This is a genomic window from Bacillus cereus group sp. MYBK79-1, assembly GCF_051915365.1.
Lineage (GTDB): Bacteria > Bacillota > Bacilli > Bacillales > Bacillaceae_G > Bacillus_A.
The window spans coordinates 55,888-71,821 of the sequence record NZ_JBQAEO010000013.1; the positions used below are offsets into that span (position 1 = coordinate 55,888).

Here is a 15,934-nt window from a genome sequence, read left to right on the forward strand (position 1 = left end):
GGACGCTACTTTTTCGAACGCATGACTTCTTTTAAAAACTCCGCTAATACTAACTGACGGCGCCAACGCGTTGGGTTACTACATAATCTATAAAACCACTCTAAATTAATCGCTTGAATCCATTTCGGTGCACGTGTTACCTCTCCAGCCCATACGTCTAAACTTCCGCCCACTCCAACAGCCATCTTCGTTTCTAAACGATGCTTATTAGTTTGAATAAAGTTTTCTTGTCTTGGGAAACCAAGTGCGACAAGTAATAAATCTGGTTTTGCTTCTTGAATACGAGAAACGATATTCTCTTCTTCTTCTTGTTTAAAATACCCATCTTGTGTACCCACAATAGATACAGCTGAATACGTCTTCGTTAAATGATCTGCTGCAGCTTGTACAACATGCGGTTTTGCACCAAGTAAGAAAACAGATACCGGTTTATTCTCTTCTGATAGCTTCGCAAATAAATTACACATTAAATCAAAACCTGCTACACGTTCCTTTACAGGTGTACCTAACATACCACTTGCTTTTACAACTCCAATACCATCAGGTGTAATTAAATCTGCATTTAATAATGTTTGATGAAATGCTTCATCCTTTTTTGCACACATAACAATTTCAGGATTTGCTGTTACTACCTGAAAAGTATGCGTTCGCTCCAATTCTAGTTGACCCTTCAAATATTGGATTGTTTCATCCATTGTCATTGTAGAAAAAGGAACACCTAGAATATCAACCGTTTTTACTTCCATGATTAACTATCCTCTCTATTTCAGTAAAAGTTTTTTATATGCATTATAAGTATCTTCATACAAATTCTTTAGCGAGAAATGAGTAGATGCGTGATTATATAAACGATTTCCCATCGCCTCTAATTCACCATTCAACCATTTTTCGTAAGCATTTTCTAACGCTTTTGCTAACGAATCTGCATCACCAATTGGTACAATCCATCCATACGTATCATCAACTATTAACTTTTTCATATCACCTACATTTGTTGCAATAGATGTTAAACGTTGATTAGCTGCTTCTAATAAAACAAGAGGGAAACTTTCGCTATAAGAGGTTAGCAAATTAATGTGTGCAGATGCATACAATTCTTTTGAATCTGTACGAAAACCTAGAAACATCACCTTATCCTCTACGCCCTTTTGTTTCGCCATCTCTTTTAATTCTGCTTCTATAGGACCATCACCAAGCAAGAGCACTTTTATATTTGGAATTTTAATTTTTTGCAACGCTTCAAATAAAATATCATGACCTTTAACAGGATGAAGACGCGCTACTTGAATGGCTGTAAATACTTCTTCACCGATGCCAAATTCACTCTTATCATAAGGTTTTACTGGCGTACTATCATACTCAATCCCATTATAAACCGTACAAATCTTCTCTTCTGGTACACCTAGTTTTATTATATTTCTCTTAAAGTTCTCCGTAATTGCAAAGAACAAATCTACCTTCCTGAAAGAACGTAAATTTAACTTCGTAAATACCCATCCTTTTAATCCCCTCTTCATAAAATCTAAAGTTGGATCACTGTGGACAGTCATTATCCATTTCGCTTTTATACCTTTTTTCAAGAGGGAAAGATAGAAATTTGCTCGTGCGCCATGTGTATGCACAATGTCAAATTGATTTTCATTAATAAATGCTTTTATTTTTGAAAGAATTGATAGGTCGTACCGAGATGATTGGGTAAAAACATGCACTTGAATACCAAGGTTTCTCGCCTCTCTAGCAATCGCACCTTCTTCAAATACCATTAATTCCACTTCTTCCTTTGAAAACTGCGATAAAAGTGAAATAATATGTGTTTTCCCCCCACCTTCTTCTGCACCAGCATTCATATGCAACACTTTCATTTCTTACATCCCCCATTTTTTTCTTTTTATTTACTATAACAAAATAAAAGCTAACATATGCTAGCTTTTATTTTTCTATCATTCAATTTCCAAGTCAACTATTAAATATGCCATGATTAATACTAAGAAGAAACTCACCCCAGGTGACATTAAAATATGACCAGCTATAAATGAGATACCTAATCCGAGAACTATCGATGCAATCACCATTGCATATTTTACGGTGAATATTTCTTTAAATTTAGTAAATATACATGCAATAAATTTAATACCAAAGTATAAGAATGGAATTACAAGTAAAATGAACCCTATGATTCCGAAAGAATAGAACCAATCGTGGAAGTCACGTTCAATTAATTTCGGCTCTGCTTTATAGTTACCAGCATAACCCATCCCTAATAATTTTTGAGACATTGGGGCTTCTTTATAGAAATCTTTATACATTTGCTCAAATAATTGACGCCCACTGAAAATAATAGCTTGCGTTTCTTCTTTTTTCTCTGCAACTTTTTCTTTTTCTTTTTCTTTCACTTTTTCTTTTTCTGTAACAGGAGGTTTATGCTCTTTAGCTTCCTCTTTCTTTTTCTCTTCCTTTTTCGCTGTCTGTTGTTCTTCAATTAATTGAACATGAATTCCCATATTTTTTAAAAATGGTGAAAAAGGTGTATATGCCATGATTCCTACAAAAACAGTCATTGCAATAAAGCCGTTTAATAAATATATATTTTTCTTTCCTTTTTTACCTTGTATAAAGGCTTGAATAAAGCACATAACAACCGCGATAGCCATTGATCCAAAGATTGCTCCTATACCAACCTTCGTACCAACTGCAAATAATGAAAAAACAACTAAAATAGAAGGAATCCAATAGTATATTTTGCTCATAGTTTTTGTTTTTTCAATCGAATATAAAATAACAATCGGACACATGATGGCTAAAATAGATCCTAACTCGTTACCTGCATAAAACCAACCGCGTGATCCTAATTTTAACCATTCATAGTTATTGTAATCTGTTCCAGTAGTAATAGAAGCTACCATGACTACCCCTATAATTAGCGATGCATACGTAATATAGTCACGCATTTTTGAATGGCCTTTTTCTTTTAAAGACTTAAATACAAACACATAACAAGTAAGCATAACAAACGGATATAAAGCTTTTGCTATAAACTTAATTTCTTCTGTAAGTACCATAGGGTTTTTTGTAAGCTTGTTATTTACCAATCCGATAGTGAAGACTATTCCTACTAAGATTATATACAATATATATTTTATATTTCCTTGTTTCTTCGTTTGAATTAAAATATATATCCCGCCTAGGAACATAACGAATAAGCGTGTAATAACTCCAATAGTCGTATCAATTTTTAAAACCATGATACAGAACGCTGTAAGCAAATCTAAAATCGGTTGCAACAAAATAAAGATTAGTAGAAAATTTTCAAATTTATTACTTTTACTATTTTCGCTTAACATCTAGAACCTCCATAACTATTACCTAATTTCAATCTATACAGTTAATATTTTTTTCTTATCTCAAATATTTATTATAACATATATTTTTTAATTAAACGTCTCACATTTCTCCCAAACCTTACCTTATAGAAAAAAGCGTATTTGCATTTTCAAGCGCTTTCTTTCCTCGTTTTTTCTTTTTTTCTACATGTAACGAAAATGCATTGTTATTTACATAACTTTAGTGTATATTTTTTCTCTGGAACATCTTTAGGAGGAAGGGATTACAGCAATGTTATTAATCGACATATTTACGTTTCTTGGCATTATCGCCGCTGCTATTTCCGGTACATTAGTTGGTTTAAAAAAAGATTTAGATTTATTCGGTGTCCTTTGTTTAGCTGTAGCTACTGCGCTCGGCGGCGGTATTATTCGTGATATTATGATCGGTAACCTGCCTCCTGTCGCTTTTGTTAAACCCATTTACTTTTTCGTAAGTGTATTATCAGCATTATTTACTTGTATGTTTTTTGAGCGTATCAATAAACTGCAAGTCGTTATTATGCTTTCTGATGCTGTTGGCTTAGGTGTTTTTACAGCTATTGGTGCAAATGCGGCAATGTCACATCATGTTGACGCCTCATTTTTAGTTGTTTCAATGGGAGTCATTACAGGTATTGGAGGCGGTATTTTGCGTGACATTTGCGCTCAAGATATCCCCTACGTATTCCGAAAAGAGATTTACGCAATCGCTTCTATCTTAGGGGCAATTAGTTTCCTAATCACATATGCAATGGGGGCACACGTATTAGCTTTCTATGTTTGTTTATTAGTAACATTCATTATTCGTGTTGTCACTGTAATATATAATGTACATTTCCCAGTTTTCTTTAAAACACATGCTAAAATTAATAAAGGTCATTAAGAGAATTCTACTTAGAATTCTCTTAATTTATATACTATTCTACACACTAATATAGAGTAATTGTATATAAAAATATATAATTATATTAGAACCAAAAATGAAAACGCTTCACAAACAGGGGGAAGAACAATGCTTGGGGTTTTTAAAAAACATAATAATAAAACAAACACCAGTATACTTGAATTAAGTAAGGATCAACAAATCACTTTTAACGTGCCTACTAATTCTGAACTGAACATTCAAATGGATATGTTACATATTTCAAAAGAAGATTTACAAATCGTAAAGGTACTACAGCCCTTTATTTATGAAGAAATTGATTGGATTACGGAAAAATTCTATGCCAATATTACAAAACAGCCTAATTTAATTACTATTATTGAACGTTATAGCTCTATTCCAAAACTAAAGCAAACTTTAAAAACACATATAAAAGAATTATTCAGCGGAGATATGCACGAAGATTTTATTGAACAACGTGTTAAAATTGCCAAAAGACATGTACAAATTGGCTTACATAGAAAATGGTATACAGCTGCTTATCAAGAATTATTCCGCTCTATCCTGAAGATTTTACAAACGAAAATTAAAACAATTGATGATTTTTCTTATTCTATAAACGTAATAAATAAATTATTCACCCTTGAACAAGAACTCGTTATTGCGGCCTATGAATCTGAATATGAAAGAATACAAAAAGAACATGAAAAAGAAAAAGAAATAACAGCTATGACAATTACACATATTGCAACAGAATTAGCATCTGTATCTGAGAAAACGAGTGCTTCTATTCAACAGTTAACCGCTAAATCTGAAACTATTGTAAAAATTGCTAAAACAGGTACATCATTAGCTACAACATCAGAAGAAAAAGCGAATAAAGGTAAAGAACAATTAAATCAGCAAAATAAGCGAATGGAATACATTCAAACGAACATGGAAACGATTATTACAGATACTCATGAGCTTCTCGATATTTCTAACAAAATTAACGAAATTATAGATATTGTAAAATCAATTGCAGAGCAAACAAATTTACTCGCACTAAATGCTGCCATTGAATCTGCACGTGCTGGGGAATTTGGCAAAGGCTTTTCTGTTGTAGCTGGAGAAATTCGAAAGTTATCAGAGCAAACGAAAGAATCTATATTCAACGTTACAAAGCTCGTTGAAAAAACAAATGAACAAATTATTCGTGTCTCTTCTTCAGTGAAACAAATTAGCTCCCTCGTCTCTGAAGGAACGGATAGCATGTCTGCAACAGATCAATACTTCCAAGAAATTGTAAAGGATATGTCTAACTCGAAAGAACAGAATAAAAAAATTGAACATGAGTTAGAAACCATTTCACAAGTAATGAAAGGAATTCAAGAAGATTCCTCACAAATGGCTCTAACAGCTGATAGTTTACAACTAGAACTAAACCGATAGAGTGATGCTTATGCCAGTAGAGATTCTTCATCTCTGCTGACTCTCAGTCCTCATCTTCCATGAAAAAAAGAATCCAAACTGGATTCTTTTTATTTTCTGAAGAATATTTTTTGACAGTACACATAACTCATATAAACACCAAAGCTTTGCAAAATAAACAAGGCTGGCACGATAAGGTTGTAGTATGCCATATTTACTTGGAAGAGTCTTAACAATACATATCCGCTAATTAACAACAAGAATAACATATATCCTTCATTTTGTTGTTTCTTAATAAGAAAGTGTAATAAAGCTATAGACGTAAATAATGTTACCGCTATATATATAAGTTTTTCACATTTAAATAGAATAGAATGTATTCCCTCACCTGAGAATTGATTAATTACTGGCTTTAAAAGTGTAAATCTTTCTTCTTCAATTCCTTTTAGCTTTTGATTAATATGCTCTGTTACGCTTTGATTCTTTGTTATTTTTTCCTCATTTTTACCTTTTCCAATTAAAACCGATTGAACATATGTCTCATTTGAAATTGTATATTGTGACATTCCCATTGTCTGAATTCCATAACTCACACCAAAATGAGCACTATAAAATAGAATAAGTATCCCTATCATCTTTAATAGTACTTTTTGCTTCATTGCTGATCGAAAGAGTTCAATTAACAACACATATACAGCAATAAAAATAGGAAGAAATAATCCCATTGGGAAAATCATATTACTACATGCAAATAAAATTGCTGAAAGTACCCACATATAAGGATGATCTAAACCTTTATATAAAAGTATGTAGCAAGCCAAATAAAATAAAAATATTGCGAGCGATTCTGATGTTAATAAGGAACTCATAAATATATTCGGGATATATAAAGCGTAAAATACAGACGCAATACGTCCACATTCTTCTCCAAAAACGATTGCTGCAATACGATAAATGAAAAATGCAGTCCCTGTGCAAAATAAAATATTAAATAACTGCAATGCGAATACTGTATCGCCAAATATACGAATAATCATTGATTCATAAATAATAAAAGGTAACTGCGCTACGTTCTCTACGTTATTACCAATTGCAATCTGCTTTGCAGACTCAAGCATAGCTTTCATATCACCGATTATCGGAACGTCTACAAATAGAACTATACTAAGTCTCACAATTATAGATGTACTTATAAGAAAAACAAGAAATTGTTTATCTGTAAAACGATACTGTAAAATCGATGCCACTAACAGCATGAGAATAACAAAAATAACCAATACGATTGTTACACTTGTTGTACTGTCTCCAAAAAATTGTTTGCTTGTTTCAAACGCTGACCAACAACTATAAACAAAAAATGCGAGCATCGCACCAATCATTATTTTACTAAAAAAAGACGAAAAATTTGTTTGTATATGATTCATATATCCATTGCACCTCTATTTCCATTCATAACAAAACGATTCTATCATGAATAGGCACAACGCTGATAGGGAATTTCTATGACAAATATAGAGTCCTAATTTTTTCACTTGCAATGTAAGCGAATCCTCTTTTACACTACACTTTATATAATGATAAATTTTCTTTCAGTTACATGAATACAAATACAGAAGTTTTGCTAACTCTCTTCTGGAATTCTTTACTTCATTAAATATCTATTGATTTTTAATATTTTTGTACTCCACTTACAATACATGTCATTCTGATTGAAAACAGAAAATAGGGGCTGACCATATGGAAAAGAAATTCATGCGAGAATCCAAAGCAATTAAAACAACACGTGTTTTTCCAAATGATTTAAATAATCATCAAACACTTTTCGGAGGAAAACTATTAGCAGAAATTGATAGTATCGCTTCAATTGCAGCTGCAAGACATAGCCGTAAGCATTGCGTAACGGCATCTATCGATTCTGTTGATTTTTTAACTCCCATTCACCAAGCAGATTCTGTTTGTTACGAAGCATTCGTATGTTATACAGGAAAATCTTCAATGGAAGTGTTCGTAAAAGTAATTGCTGAGAATTTATTAGCAGGCCAGCGTAGAATAGCTGCAACATGTTTCATTACATTCGTTGCATTAAAAGATGGAAAACCTTCATCTGTTCCACAAGTACTACCTGAAACGGAAGAAGAACATTGGCTACACACAACTGGTTCCGAACGTGCAGAAAATAGAAAAAAAGGACGTTTAAAAAGCAAAGAAATGGCTGAAGTATTAACATTGAGTAAACCTTGGAGTATGTAATAACTGATTTACCTTCCTTTTTACAAATCCAAAAGGAAGGTTTTTTTATATAAAGTGAAACTTTAATCAGCCCTCACCAATCGGACTTTTATGGGCAGTTGATCCCCATCTAACTTCTTTGCTTTCGCTGAATTTTGAGGCGGGGGTCTTACTTCCCATTAAAGCGGGATAAAATACATAGTGTTGATTTACAAAGTTTATATGCGGTAAACTTATACAGATGTTCTTGTAATCTTCTTCCTTGCAAAAGGCCTATATAGTGTACAACATAAAAAATTTGAGGAGATAATAATTATATGATGGAACAAACTCAACTCGTTTCCGTTATTGTCCCGCTGTATAATGCGGAAAAATACATTGAAGAAACGATGGAATCAATACTGAATCAAACATATAAAAATATTGAAATTGTAATTGTTGATGATGGAAGTAAAGATCAATCATCTTCTATCGTTAAAAATCTCAAGAAAAAATACCCTGAACAAATAAAATATATCTTACAAGAAAATCAAGGTGTTTCCGTTGCTCGTAATACAGGAATTGAAAATGCAAGTGGAGAATATATTTCGTTTCTTGATAGTGACGATTTATGGCATCCAACAAAAATAGAAAAGCAAATCACAAGCATGCATAAAAATAATATGAACGCCTGCTATTGTGGATATATGAACTTTTATGAAGAGACTGGTGAAAAAGTTGAAAACACGACAAACTTTGTAAAAGGTAATATGACAAAGGCTTTCTTAACACATCAAGTTTTTGCTCAAACAAGTACATGGATTTTCAAAAAATCTATCGTAATGGATCATAACATTCGTTTCACACCAGGTTGTAGCTGGGGAGAAGACTTAGAATTTCTTTTTAAATTAATGAGTGTAACAAATGTATGTTATGTGGATGAATATTTAACATATTATCGAATCCTATCCGGAGGAAACCTTTCTTCCAATTATAAAGATTATGAATTAAAAACAACAAAAGAATTAGAAGTATTTAATCGAATGAAAGATTGGATTCATAATAAATCAAAAGACTTAATCACCAATGATTCTACGGAACTGATTGAAATCCTTGAAACTTATCTATTCCCATATACAGTCATTAACAATGCTTGTATATATATTAAAGGACACCCTAAATTAGATAAATCAAAGGTTCAGTTAATTAAAAGCGATATAAAGAAATATTGTCGCAAAATCTATTCAAAAAATGGGAAACGAAGCAAAAAGTTATATGCGATGCTTTGGTTTGTACGCATCAAATTTTTATTTTCTTAAATAAACGAATATGCTTTTAAACAGTCTTTCCGTAAACAAATTAAATTTACAAATAGGACAAGCATGTCCTGACGAATAGAAAGGTCTTTTTCCATGAAAACAAACAAAATCCTTAAAAACGCCTCCTACCTCTTTGTAGGAAATATTACTGTTCGATTTGTACTTGCTATTGCGACCATTCTCTTTGCAAGATATGTTTCACCAGATGAGTATGGGATGTTTACAGTTGCATTAGCAGTTTCCGCTGTCATTTGTTATTTTACAGATGCAGGTTTGACACATACGTTTATGCGTGAAGGAACGAGAAGCGACGCTAACATTAGCGTATTAATAAGTAGTTATTTACGTATTCGTTTAATATTAGCTATCGTAATTTCTGTACTCTTCGCTATTTTCGCTCAGTTCTTCTACACTGATGCTTACTTACGTGCCATGGTATATTGGGTCGTACTACCAACCATGTTTGGAGCCACTTTACAAGGTGTCGGGATGGCTTATTTCCAAGTAACAGAGCGTATGCAATTTACAGCGATTATTTCTGTACTACAAGGTGTGACAGCTGCAGCCGCCCTTCTGCTAGGAATGTCATTTCAATGGTCACTTATGATGGTCGCTGCCATGTACGGAATATCTAGCCTTGTAACAGGAGTCATTGCCTTTATCATGACAATCCGCTATACAACAATCCATAAAGGCTGGGATAAAGGCATATTAGATCAATTACTTATTTTCACAATTAATGGCGTTATCATTATGCTTTTGCCGCAGTTAGGTCCTATTATATTAGAAAAAGTTTCAGCGAATGAGCAAGTTGGATTTTTTGGGGCTGCCTATAAAATACCTGCTGTACTTTACCAAATACCTGGTGTAATTGCAGCAGCCTTTTATCCAAAATTATTTGCTTTTGGAAATGAAAAGAATATTGATGAACATAAAAAACTATCTCAGTTCGAATTAAAACTTATGTCCTTCTTAGGTATGGGAATTGCTATTCCGTTTATCGCTGATCCAAGTTTTTGGATTATTACTTTATTAGGTGAAAAATATGCACCAGCCGGTGACGCTCTTGCAATTTTAGCCTTTATGGTCATTTTACAATCTATCAACTATCCACTTGCCGATAACTTAACAACAATTGGACAACAGTGGAAGCGTGCGACAGTTATGGGAATTGGATTGGCTGTTGGCATCGTAAGTTACATCATCTTAGGTAGCAAATTTGGAATGATGGGAGCTGCTGTAGCAGCTATCCTTACTGAAGTTACTTTATTAATTGGATTTACTTTATTTGTCCGTAAAGGTTTCGGGCTATTATTTAAAGGAATTATATTTAATAGTCTCGCATTTATAATTAGTTACGTTCTATACCGTACAATATTAATTAGTTTGCCACCACTAGTAGCTTTAACGCTTACCGGTATATTGTACGGCATTATCGGCCTTGCCATTGATCCACAAATACGTGGGTTGCTTTTAGGGTTCGTAAATAAAAAGCTCGGCAAGAACATAGCATAAAGCGAAACTTTAATCAGTGGCAGTTTTACTGTCCGTTAATGCGGGGTAAAAGTCGCTTTCTTTCTCATAAATTCGAGAAAGAAGGCGACTTTTTATTTACTGTTATTACTCATATATATAATTGTTTCTTTTAATCCTTCATAATATGGAGTTTTAGACAGAACGCCTATATATTTTTCCGAAATAATAAAAAAATCTATTTTCAAAAATATACATTTTTGAAATGATAGCATTCTATCCAAGAATTTAGTATCATGATTCAAGACACTATTTAGAAATGAACGGAGGACATTATGAGCTTATTAACTGTTGAAAAATTAGGTCATACATTTGGTGATCGCACATTATTTAAAGATGTATCCATGCGCTTACTCGCAGGAGAGCACGTTGGATTAGTTGGGGCAAACGGTGTTGGGAAATCAACATTTATGAATATAATTACTGGTCAGCTTATCCATGATGAAGGTCGTGTTGAATGGACACCTGGCACAAATTACGGTTACTTAGACCAACATACAATTTTAACACCCGGTCGCACAATTCGTGATGTATTAGCAGATGCATTTTTACCTTTATTTGAAAAAGAAAAAGCATTAAATGAAGTTGCAGAAAAAATGGGAACTGCTACACCAGAAGAATTAGAAGAACTTCTTGAGGAAATGGCAGAAATTCAAGATGCTCTTGAAGCAGGCGGTTTCTATTTATTAGATATTAAAATTGAAGAAGCAGCGCGTGGACTTGGAATTGACGCAATCGGTCTAGATCGTGATGTTGCTGCATTAAGTGGTGGACAACGTACAAAAGTATTACTTGCAAAGTTACTACTTGAGCAACCAGAAGTATTACTATTAGATGAGCCGACCAACTATTTAGACGTTGAACATATTCATTGGTTAACAACTTATTTAAAAGAATATCCACACGCATTCCTATTAATTTCCCATGATACGGAGTTTATGAATAAATGTGTTGATATTATTTTCCATCTCGAATTTACAAAAATGACGCGTTATACAGCGACATATGAAAAATTCTTAGAACTAGCGGAGATGAATAAGAACCAACATATAAACGCTTATGAAAAGCAACGAGAGTTTATTAAAAAGCAGGAAGATTTTATTGCGAAAAATAAAGCTCGTTACTCAACGACTGGCCGTGCAAAGAGTCGTCAAAAACAACTTGATCGTATGGAACGTATCGATCGTCCTGAAACAGCTATTAAACCTGAATTCTCCTTTAAAGAAAGTCGTGCAAGTAGCCGGTTTGTCTTCGAAGGGGAAAATGTAGAAATTGGATATACACATCCGTTATTACCGAAATTAACGATGACAATTGAACGTGGTGAAAAAATTGCAATTGTTGGATGTAATGGTGTCGGTAAGTCAACACTATTAAAAACGATTTTAGGTAAGATTAAACCATTAAGCGGGAAAACTAGTCTTGGCGACTTCTTAAACTCATCATACTTCGAGCAAGAAGTAAAAGCTGATAATATAACACCAATTGATGATGTTTGGAATACATTCCCTAGCTTAGACCAACATCAAGTACGTGCAATGTTAGCAAAATGTGGTTTGAAAAACGAACATATCTCTCGTCCGTTGAATCAATTAAGCGGTGGCGAACAGGCAAAAGTTCGTTTATGTAAACTAATGGGTGAAGAAAGTAACTGGCTACTCTTTGATGAGCCAACAAACCACCTTGATGTTACAGCAAAAGAAGAGCTGAAAAAAGCGATGAAAGCATACAAAGGAACAATTCTTCTTGTATGCCACGAACCAGACTTTTATGAAGATTGGGTAACAAAAACTTGGGATGTAGAAAAATGGGCCCAAGAAAATTCTTAACCACCTGAAATCATCCTTTTACACACCTAGTGTGTAAAGGGATTTCCCCTTAAAATAGCAATTAAATTCAATAAGGAGTTTTTACTTATAATGCAAAGTCCATTTTTTCTAAAACTTAATACATTTTGTGTGAAATCCTTGTTAGTGCTATGTCTCATTATTTCTGCAGCTATTACATGGCAATCAGTATACGTAGTTAGAGAACAAGCCCACACTCGTTTACTTATTATAGTCCCAATTATTATTATGATAGGGCTTCTATTTTTATTAATTGGCTATATTTCTAACAAATATATGTCAAAACTAATATTCACTATTTCACTTATCATCTTAGCTTTCTCTATTCGATTCATCTGGGTTCTTAATATCCAAACTCCTGTCGAATCGGATTTTGCTATGATGTACAATGGTGCCGTGCAAGCAACTAAAGGAGATTTTAGTTTCGCCCAAAGCACATATTATACTTCATGGGTTTATCAACTTGGATTCACAATGTACCAAGCTTTTATTATTAATTTATTTGGCGAAGGAACCTTCCTTCTAAAGTTCTTAAATGTATTATATTGCACAGGAACAACATTACTCATTTACAAAATAACTTCTCACATCTTTAATGAGTGGTCTGGACGTCTGGCTGGTTTACTATATGCAATATATATCCCAAGCATCGTATTAAGCTCAGTCCTAACAAATCAACACTTGGCTACATTCTTATTTTATCTTGGGTTTTATTTATTAATTACAAAAGGCTTAAGCCATAAATATATGTGGATTTTTATAGGGATTTCGCTTTCTTTAGGTGATATCATGCGCCCACTTGGTGCTATCATCCTAATTGCAGTAACTATTTATGTCTTTTTACAAGGTATGTTAGGGAAATCAAAACAAGATATCTTCACTTCCATTAAAAAACTTTGTGGCATTTTCGTCGTATTTTACCTTGTACATTACATTATAAGTTATTCATTTATATCTGCTGGAATTACACAATATCCACTATCTAACCGTGACCCTCTCTGGAAATTCACAGTAGGATTTAACCATGAAACAAAGGGTGGCTATTCTGCAGCAGATGCAGAATATATTATGTCCCTTGAAATCGGTGAAGAACGCAAAGCTGCTGAAAAGAAGCTGATTCAAGAACGACTGGCTGATCCACAAAAAGTTTTATCTTTATTTGGTGATAAGTTCACACTCATGTGGGCAGATTACGACTCCGCTCCATTATGGAGTTTACTGACACTTGGGGACACAGATAATGATATGATTACTTTAAAAGATGACCTTACGAAATATGAAAAGTATATGTACATTACAGCTATGCTCTTTAGCACATTGGCGCTTCTTTATCTCGTGTTGACTAAGCAAAATAACACGCATTATACACTATTTTTATTGTTGATAATCGGTTACATAACTGTTCATTTCTTAATTGAATACCAAACAAGATACCGATACTTCATCATTCCTAGCTTTACGATTATTCAAAGTTACGGGCTATATTTATGCTATCGATTTATATCGAACAGAACGTCTTCAAAAGTGTAACTTTAATTAATGAGTATTTTATTATTAAAATAAATGAAAATGAAATAAAAAAGGCATGAGCCCGGTGCAATACCGAACTCATGCCTTTTTATTTATATCTATATTTTCTTTTTTATTGTAAGCGTAATTTATACCAAAGGCAGACAAAATTATCATCGGTATTGTAGCCGAATAATGATATCGTGATGCCACTTCTACTAATAACTGCGCCATTGTTAACCCTATTGTATATAAGCAAATCATAAATAGGATAGATTTAGTTTTATTTTTTATCATTATTAATACACCTAATATTGAAGTCACAATTAAGAAGTAATAAAAAATATTAGATGCCACGGTATATCTTACTACATTATCTAGTGCAGGCTCAGCGTAAGAAACTGCCGCACTATCTTCACTTAAAAAGACAAAGAATTTATCCGAAAATAATTTCATAAAATCGATATTGTCGTTTAGTATTCTGTTCTTCGCCTCTTCTAGCATTTTTTGTTGAGAATCCTCAGCAGTCCACCCTGGTTTATTATTATACTCAAACAACAATTCTGCATCTGGCATATTCCATTTCCCAGATTCTTGCTGGTTGAATCCTACATAAATATTATATCCTGGTGCTGATGCTATCTCTTCACCTAAACGTAATGTTATATACTGATTGATCGCCGAGGAAAAAATAACATATCCAATAACGATAACCCCTACATATACTACCTTATTTAATAATATTTTTTTATTTCCTATGTGCTTCGTGTTGATAATAAATAACCATATGACTAGGGCTATAATTGGAACAGCTGCAATTGGTCTTACCATATTCATTAATGCAAGTAATGCAGCTAATAAAATCGAGTACACAAGTAATTTTTTTATACTTATATTGTGAATCTTCTCATGAACACTTATCATAACTGCCCAAATTAATAATAGTATTGTACAATACAACGGCTCTGACAATGCAAACATGTTATAAATCGTTTGTGAAGGCAATACTATCCATAAAATACTAGCTGTTATGGCTGTTCTAACTCCACCAATTTTTCTAGATATAACATATATTAATCCCATTGATATTGTAGTTAAAACAACATTTACGATAGGTGCTACCATATGACTAACTCCAAATATTTTTAAGAAAATACTTAAAAATGAAGCGTAACCAAAAACATGTGGAAATAATGCAATATAATTATTATCAATAACAAATTCTTTACTCAATGCTTCTGCAGTATAATAAAATGTAGCATAATCAACTAATGGCTGAATTTTGTATGTAAGAACCCACATTAATTTAACTGCTAAGCAAATAATTACTAACACAAAAAAGCATTTTTTCTCATTTAATTTTTCTAGATATAAAGAACTTTTTCTAAGTACATAAAACCCAATTGTACATAAAAATACGACCCCAGTTGCTATCATTGTGTAATTATATTTTTGCGTATCCGAAAAATAATCCACAACTAATATTGACGCAAAAAAGACATATATCATGTATACTGCACGTGTAGAAAGAGTCGATAACCCTTTTAAAAATAATTTCAATACAACCTACTCCTTTAAACATTGGTACAAAAATACCGTTATATACTGTATAAAACCGAAGAACTTTATCATCTTAATAAATGTTCAAGTATCCCCGATAATAACGTACAAACCACATTACACATCACTATACATGAATCAGGTTGATATTTCCATATTCAATTCTTCATATTTAATCAATTGAATAAGCGGTTATAAAAATAAACTTATATACATCCGATTATACGTTTAAATTACAAAAACATTAGATTTACTCAATTGCATTAACGTTTCAATATAAACTATGCTATAATTGATAGTTGT

12 protein-coding genes and 1 pseudogene are annotated in these 15,934 nt (G+C 32.9%); 8 read left to right on the forward strand and 5 right to left on the reverse strand.

Annotated features, from left to right (window positions below; translation table 11 throughout):
* Window positions 1–5: 5 nt before the first annotated feature.
* The 3 genes from ACTFOB_RS19375 to ACTFOB_RS19385 all read right to left on the reverse strand — a co-directional run bounded on the left by ACTFOB_RS19375 (window position 6) and on the right by ACTFOB_RS19385 (window position 3,341).
* On the reverse strand, window positions 6–746 hold the full coding sequence (locus tag ACTFOB_RS19375; RefSeq protein ID WP_440027457.1) for a WecB/TagA/CpsF family glycosyltransferase: 741 nt from the start codon (window positions 744–746) through the stop codon (window positions 6–8).
* Window positions 747–761: 15 nt separating this feature from the next.
* Window positions 762–1,862, reverse strand: a complete 1,101-nt coding sequence (locus ACTFOB_RS19380) for a glycosyltransferase family 4 protein (RefSeq protein WP_440027456.1) — start codon at window positions 1,860–1,862, stop codon at window positions 762–764.
* Window positions 1,863–1,940: 78 nt separating this feature from the next.
* Window positions 1,941–3,341: an O-antigen ligase family protein gene (locus ACTFOB_RS19385; RefSeq protein WP_440027454.1), complete on the reverse strand. Its 1,401-nt coding sequence runs from the start codon at window positions 3,339–3,341 to the stop codon at window positions 1,941–1,943.
* 271 nt (window positions 3,342–3,612) lie between these two features.
* Between ACTFOB_RS19385 and ACTFOB_RS19390 the strand changes: the two genes are divergently transcribed.
* The 3 genes and pseudogenes from ACTFOB_RS19390 to ACTFOB_RS19400 all read left to right on the forward strand — a co-directional run bounded on the left by ACTFOB_RS19390 (window position 3,613) and on the right by ACTFOB_RS19400 (window position 5,676).
* Entirely contained in the window at window positions 3,613–4,245 is a 633-nt protein-coding gene (locus ACTFOB_RS19390) for a trimeric intracellular cation channel family protein (protein ID WP_000924376.1), read from the forward strand.
* Between the two features lie 249 nt (window positions 4,246–4,494).
* A pseudogene (locus ACTFOB_RS19395) lies at window positions 4,495–4,872 on the forward strand (protoglobin family protein); the annotation flags it as partial.
* Window positions 4,870–5,676, forward strand: a complete 807-nt coding sequence (locus tag ACTFOB_RS19400) for a methyl-accepting chemotaxis protein (RefSeq protein WP_440032736.1) — start codon at window positions 4,870–4,872, stop codon at window positions 5,674–5,676. The pseudogene ACTFOB_RS19395 and the gene ACTFOB_RS19400, both read left to right, overlap by 3 nt.
* An 89-nt stretch (window positions 5,677–5,765) precedes the next feature.
* Here ACTFOB_RS19400 and ACTFOB_RS19405 read toward each other — a convergent pair whose 3' ends face one another.
* Window positions 5,766–7,079: an ArnT family glycosyltransferase gene (locus ACTFOB_RS19405; protein WP_440027452.1), complete on the reverse strand. Its 1,314-nt coding sequence runs from the start codon at window positions 7,077–7,079 to the stop codon at window positions 5,766–5,768.
* A gap of 313 nt (window positions 7,080–7,392) precedes the next feature.
* Here ACTFOB_RS19405 and ACTFOB_RS19410 point away from each other — a divergent pair, with 313 nt between their 5' ends.
* The 5 genes from ACTFOB_RS19410 to ACTFOB_RS19430 all read left to right on the forward strand — a co-directional run bounded on the left by ACTFOB_RS19410 (window position 7,393) and on the right by ACTFOB_RS19430 (window position 14,092).
* Window positions 7,393–7,905 carry an acyl-CoA thioesterase gene (locus tag ACTFOB_RS19410; protein WP_440027450.1) on the forward strand — a complete coding sequence of 171 codons (513 nt, stop codon included), beginning with the start codon at window positions 7,393–7,395 and terminating at the stop codon, window positions 7,903–7,905.
* Window positions 7,906–8,201: 296 nt separating this feature from the next.
* Window positions 8,202–9,182: a glycosyltransferase family 2 protein gene (locus ACTFOB_RS19415; RefSeq protein ID WP_440027448.1), complete on the forward strand. Its 981-nt coding sequence runs from the start codon at window positions 8,202–8,204 to the stop codon at window positions 9,180–9,182.
* Between the two features lie 93 nt (window positions 9,183–9,275).
* Window positions 9,276–10,697, forward strand: coding sequence for a flippase (locus tag ACTFOB_RS19420; RefSeq protein WP_440027447.1), 1,422 nt, complete (start codon window positions 9,276–9,278; stop codon window positions 10,695–10,697).
* Window positions 10,698–10,990: 293 nt separating this feature from the next.
* The gene (locus ACTFOB_RS19425) at window positions 10,991–12,544 is read left to right on the forward strand and encodes an ABC-F family ATP-binding cassette domain-containing protein (protein WP_151630110.1); all 1,554 of its coding nucleotides are present in this window, start codon (window positions 10,991–10,993) and stop codon (window positions 12,542–12,544) included.
* 90 nt (window positions 12,545–12,634) lie between these two features.
* Complete coding sequence (locus tag ACTFOB_RS19430; RefSeq protein ID WP_440027445.1) at window positions 12,635–14,092, forward strand: glycosyltransferase family 39 protein; 1,458 nt, start codon at window positions 12,635–12,637, stop codon at window positions 14,090–14,092.
* A 78-nt stretch (window positions 14,093–14,170) separates the two neighbouring features.
* Here ACTFOB_RS19430 and ACTFOB_RS19435 read toward each other — a convergent pair whose 3' ends face one another.
* A complete protein-coding gene (locus ACTFOB_RS19435; RefSeq protein WP_440027442.1) occupies window positions 14,171–15,631 on the reverse strand; it encodes a glycosyltransferase family 39 protein in 1,461 nt (486 codons plus the stop codon).
* Window positions 15,632–15,934 lie beyond the last annotated feature (303 nt).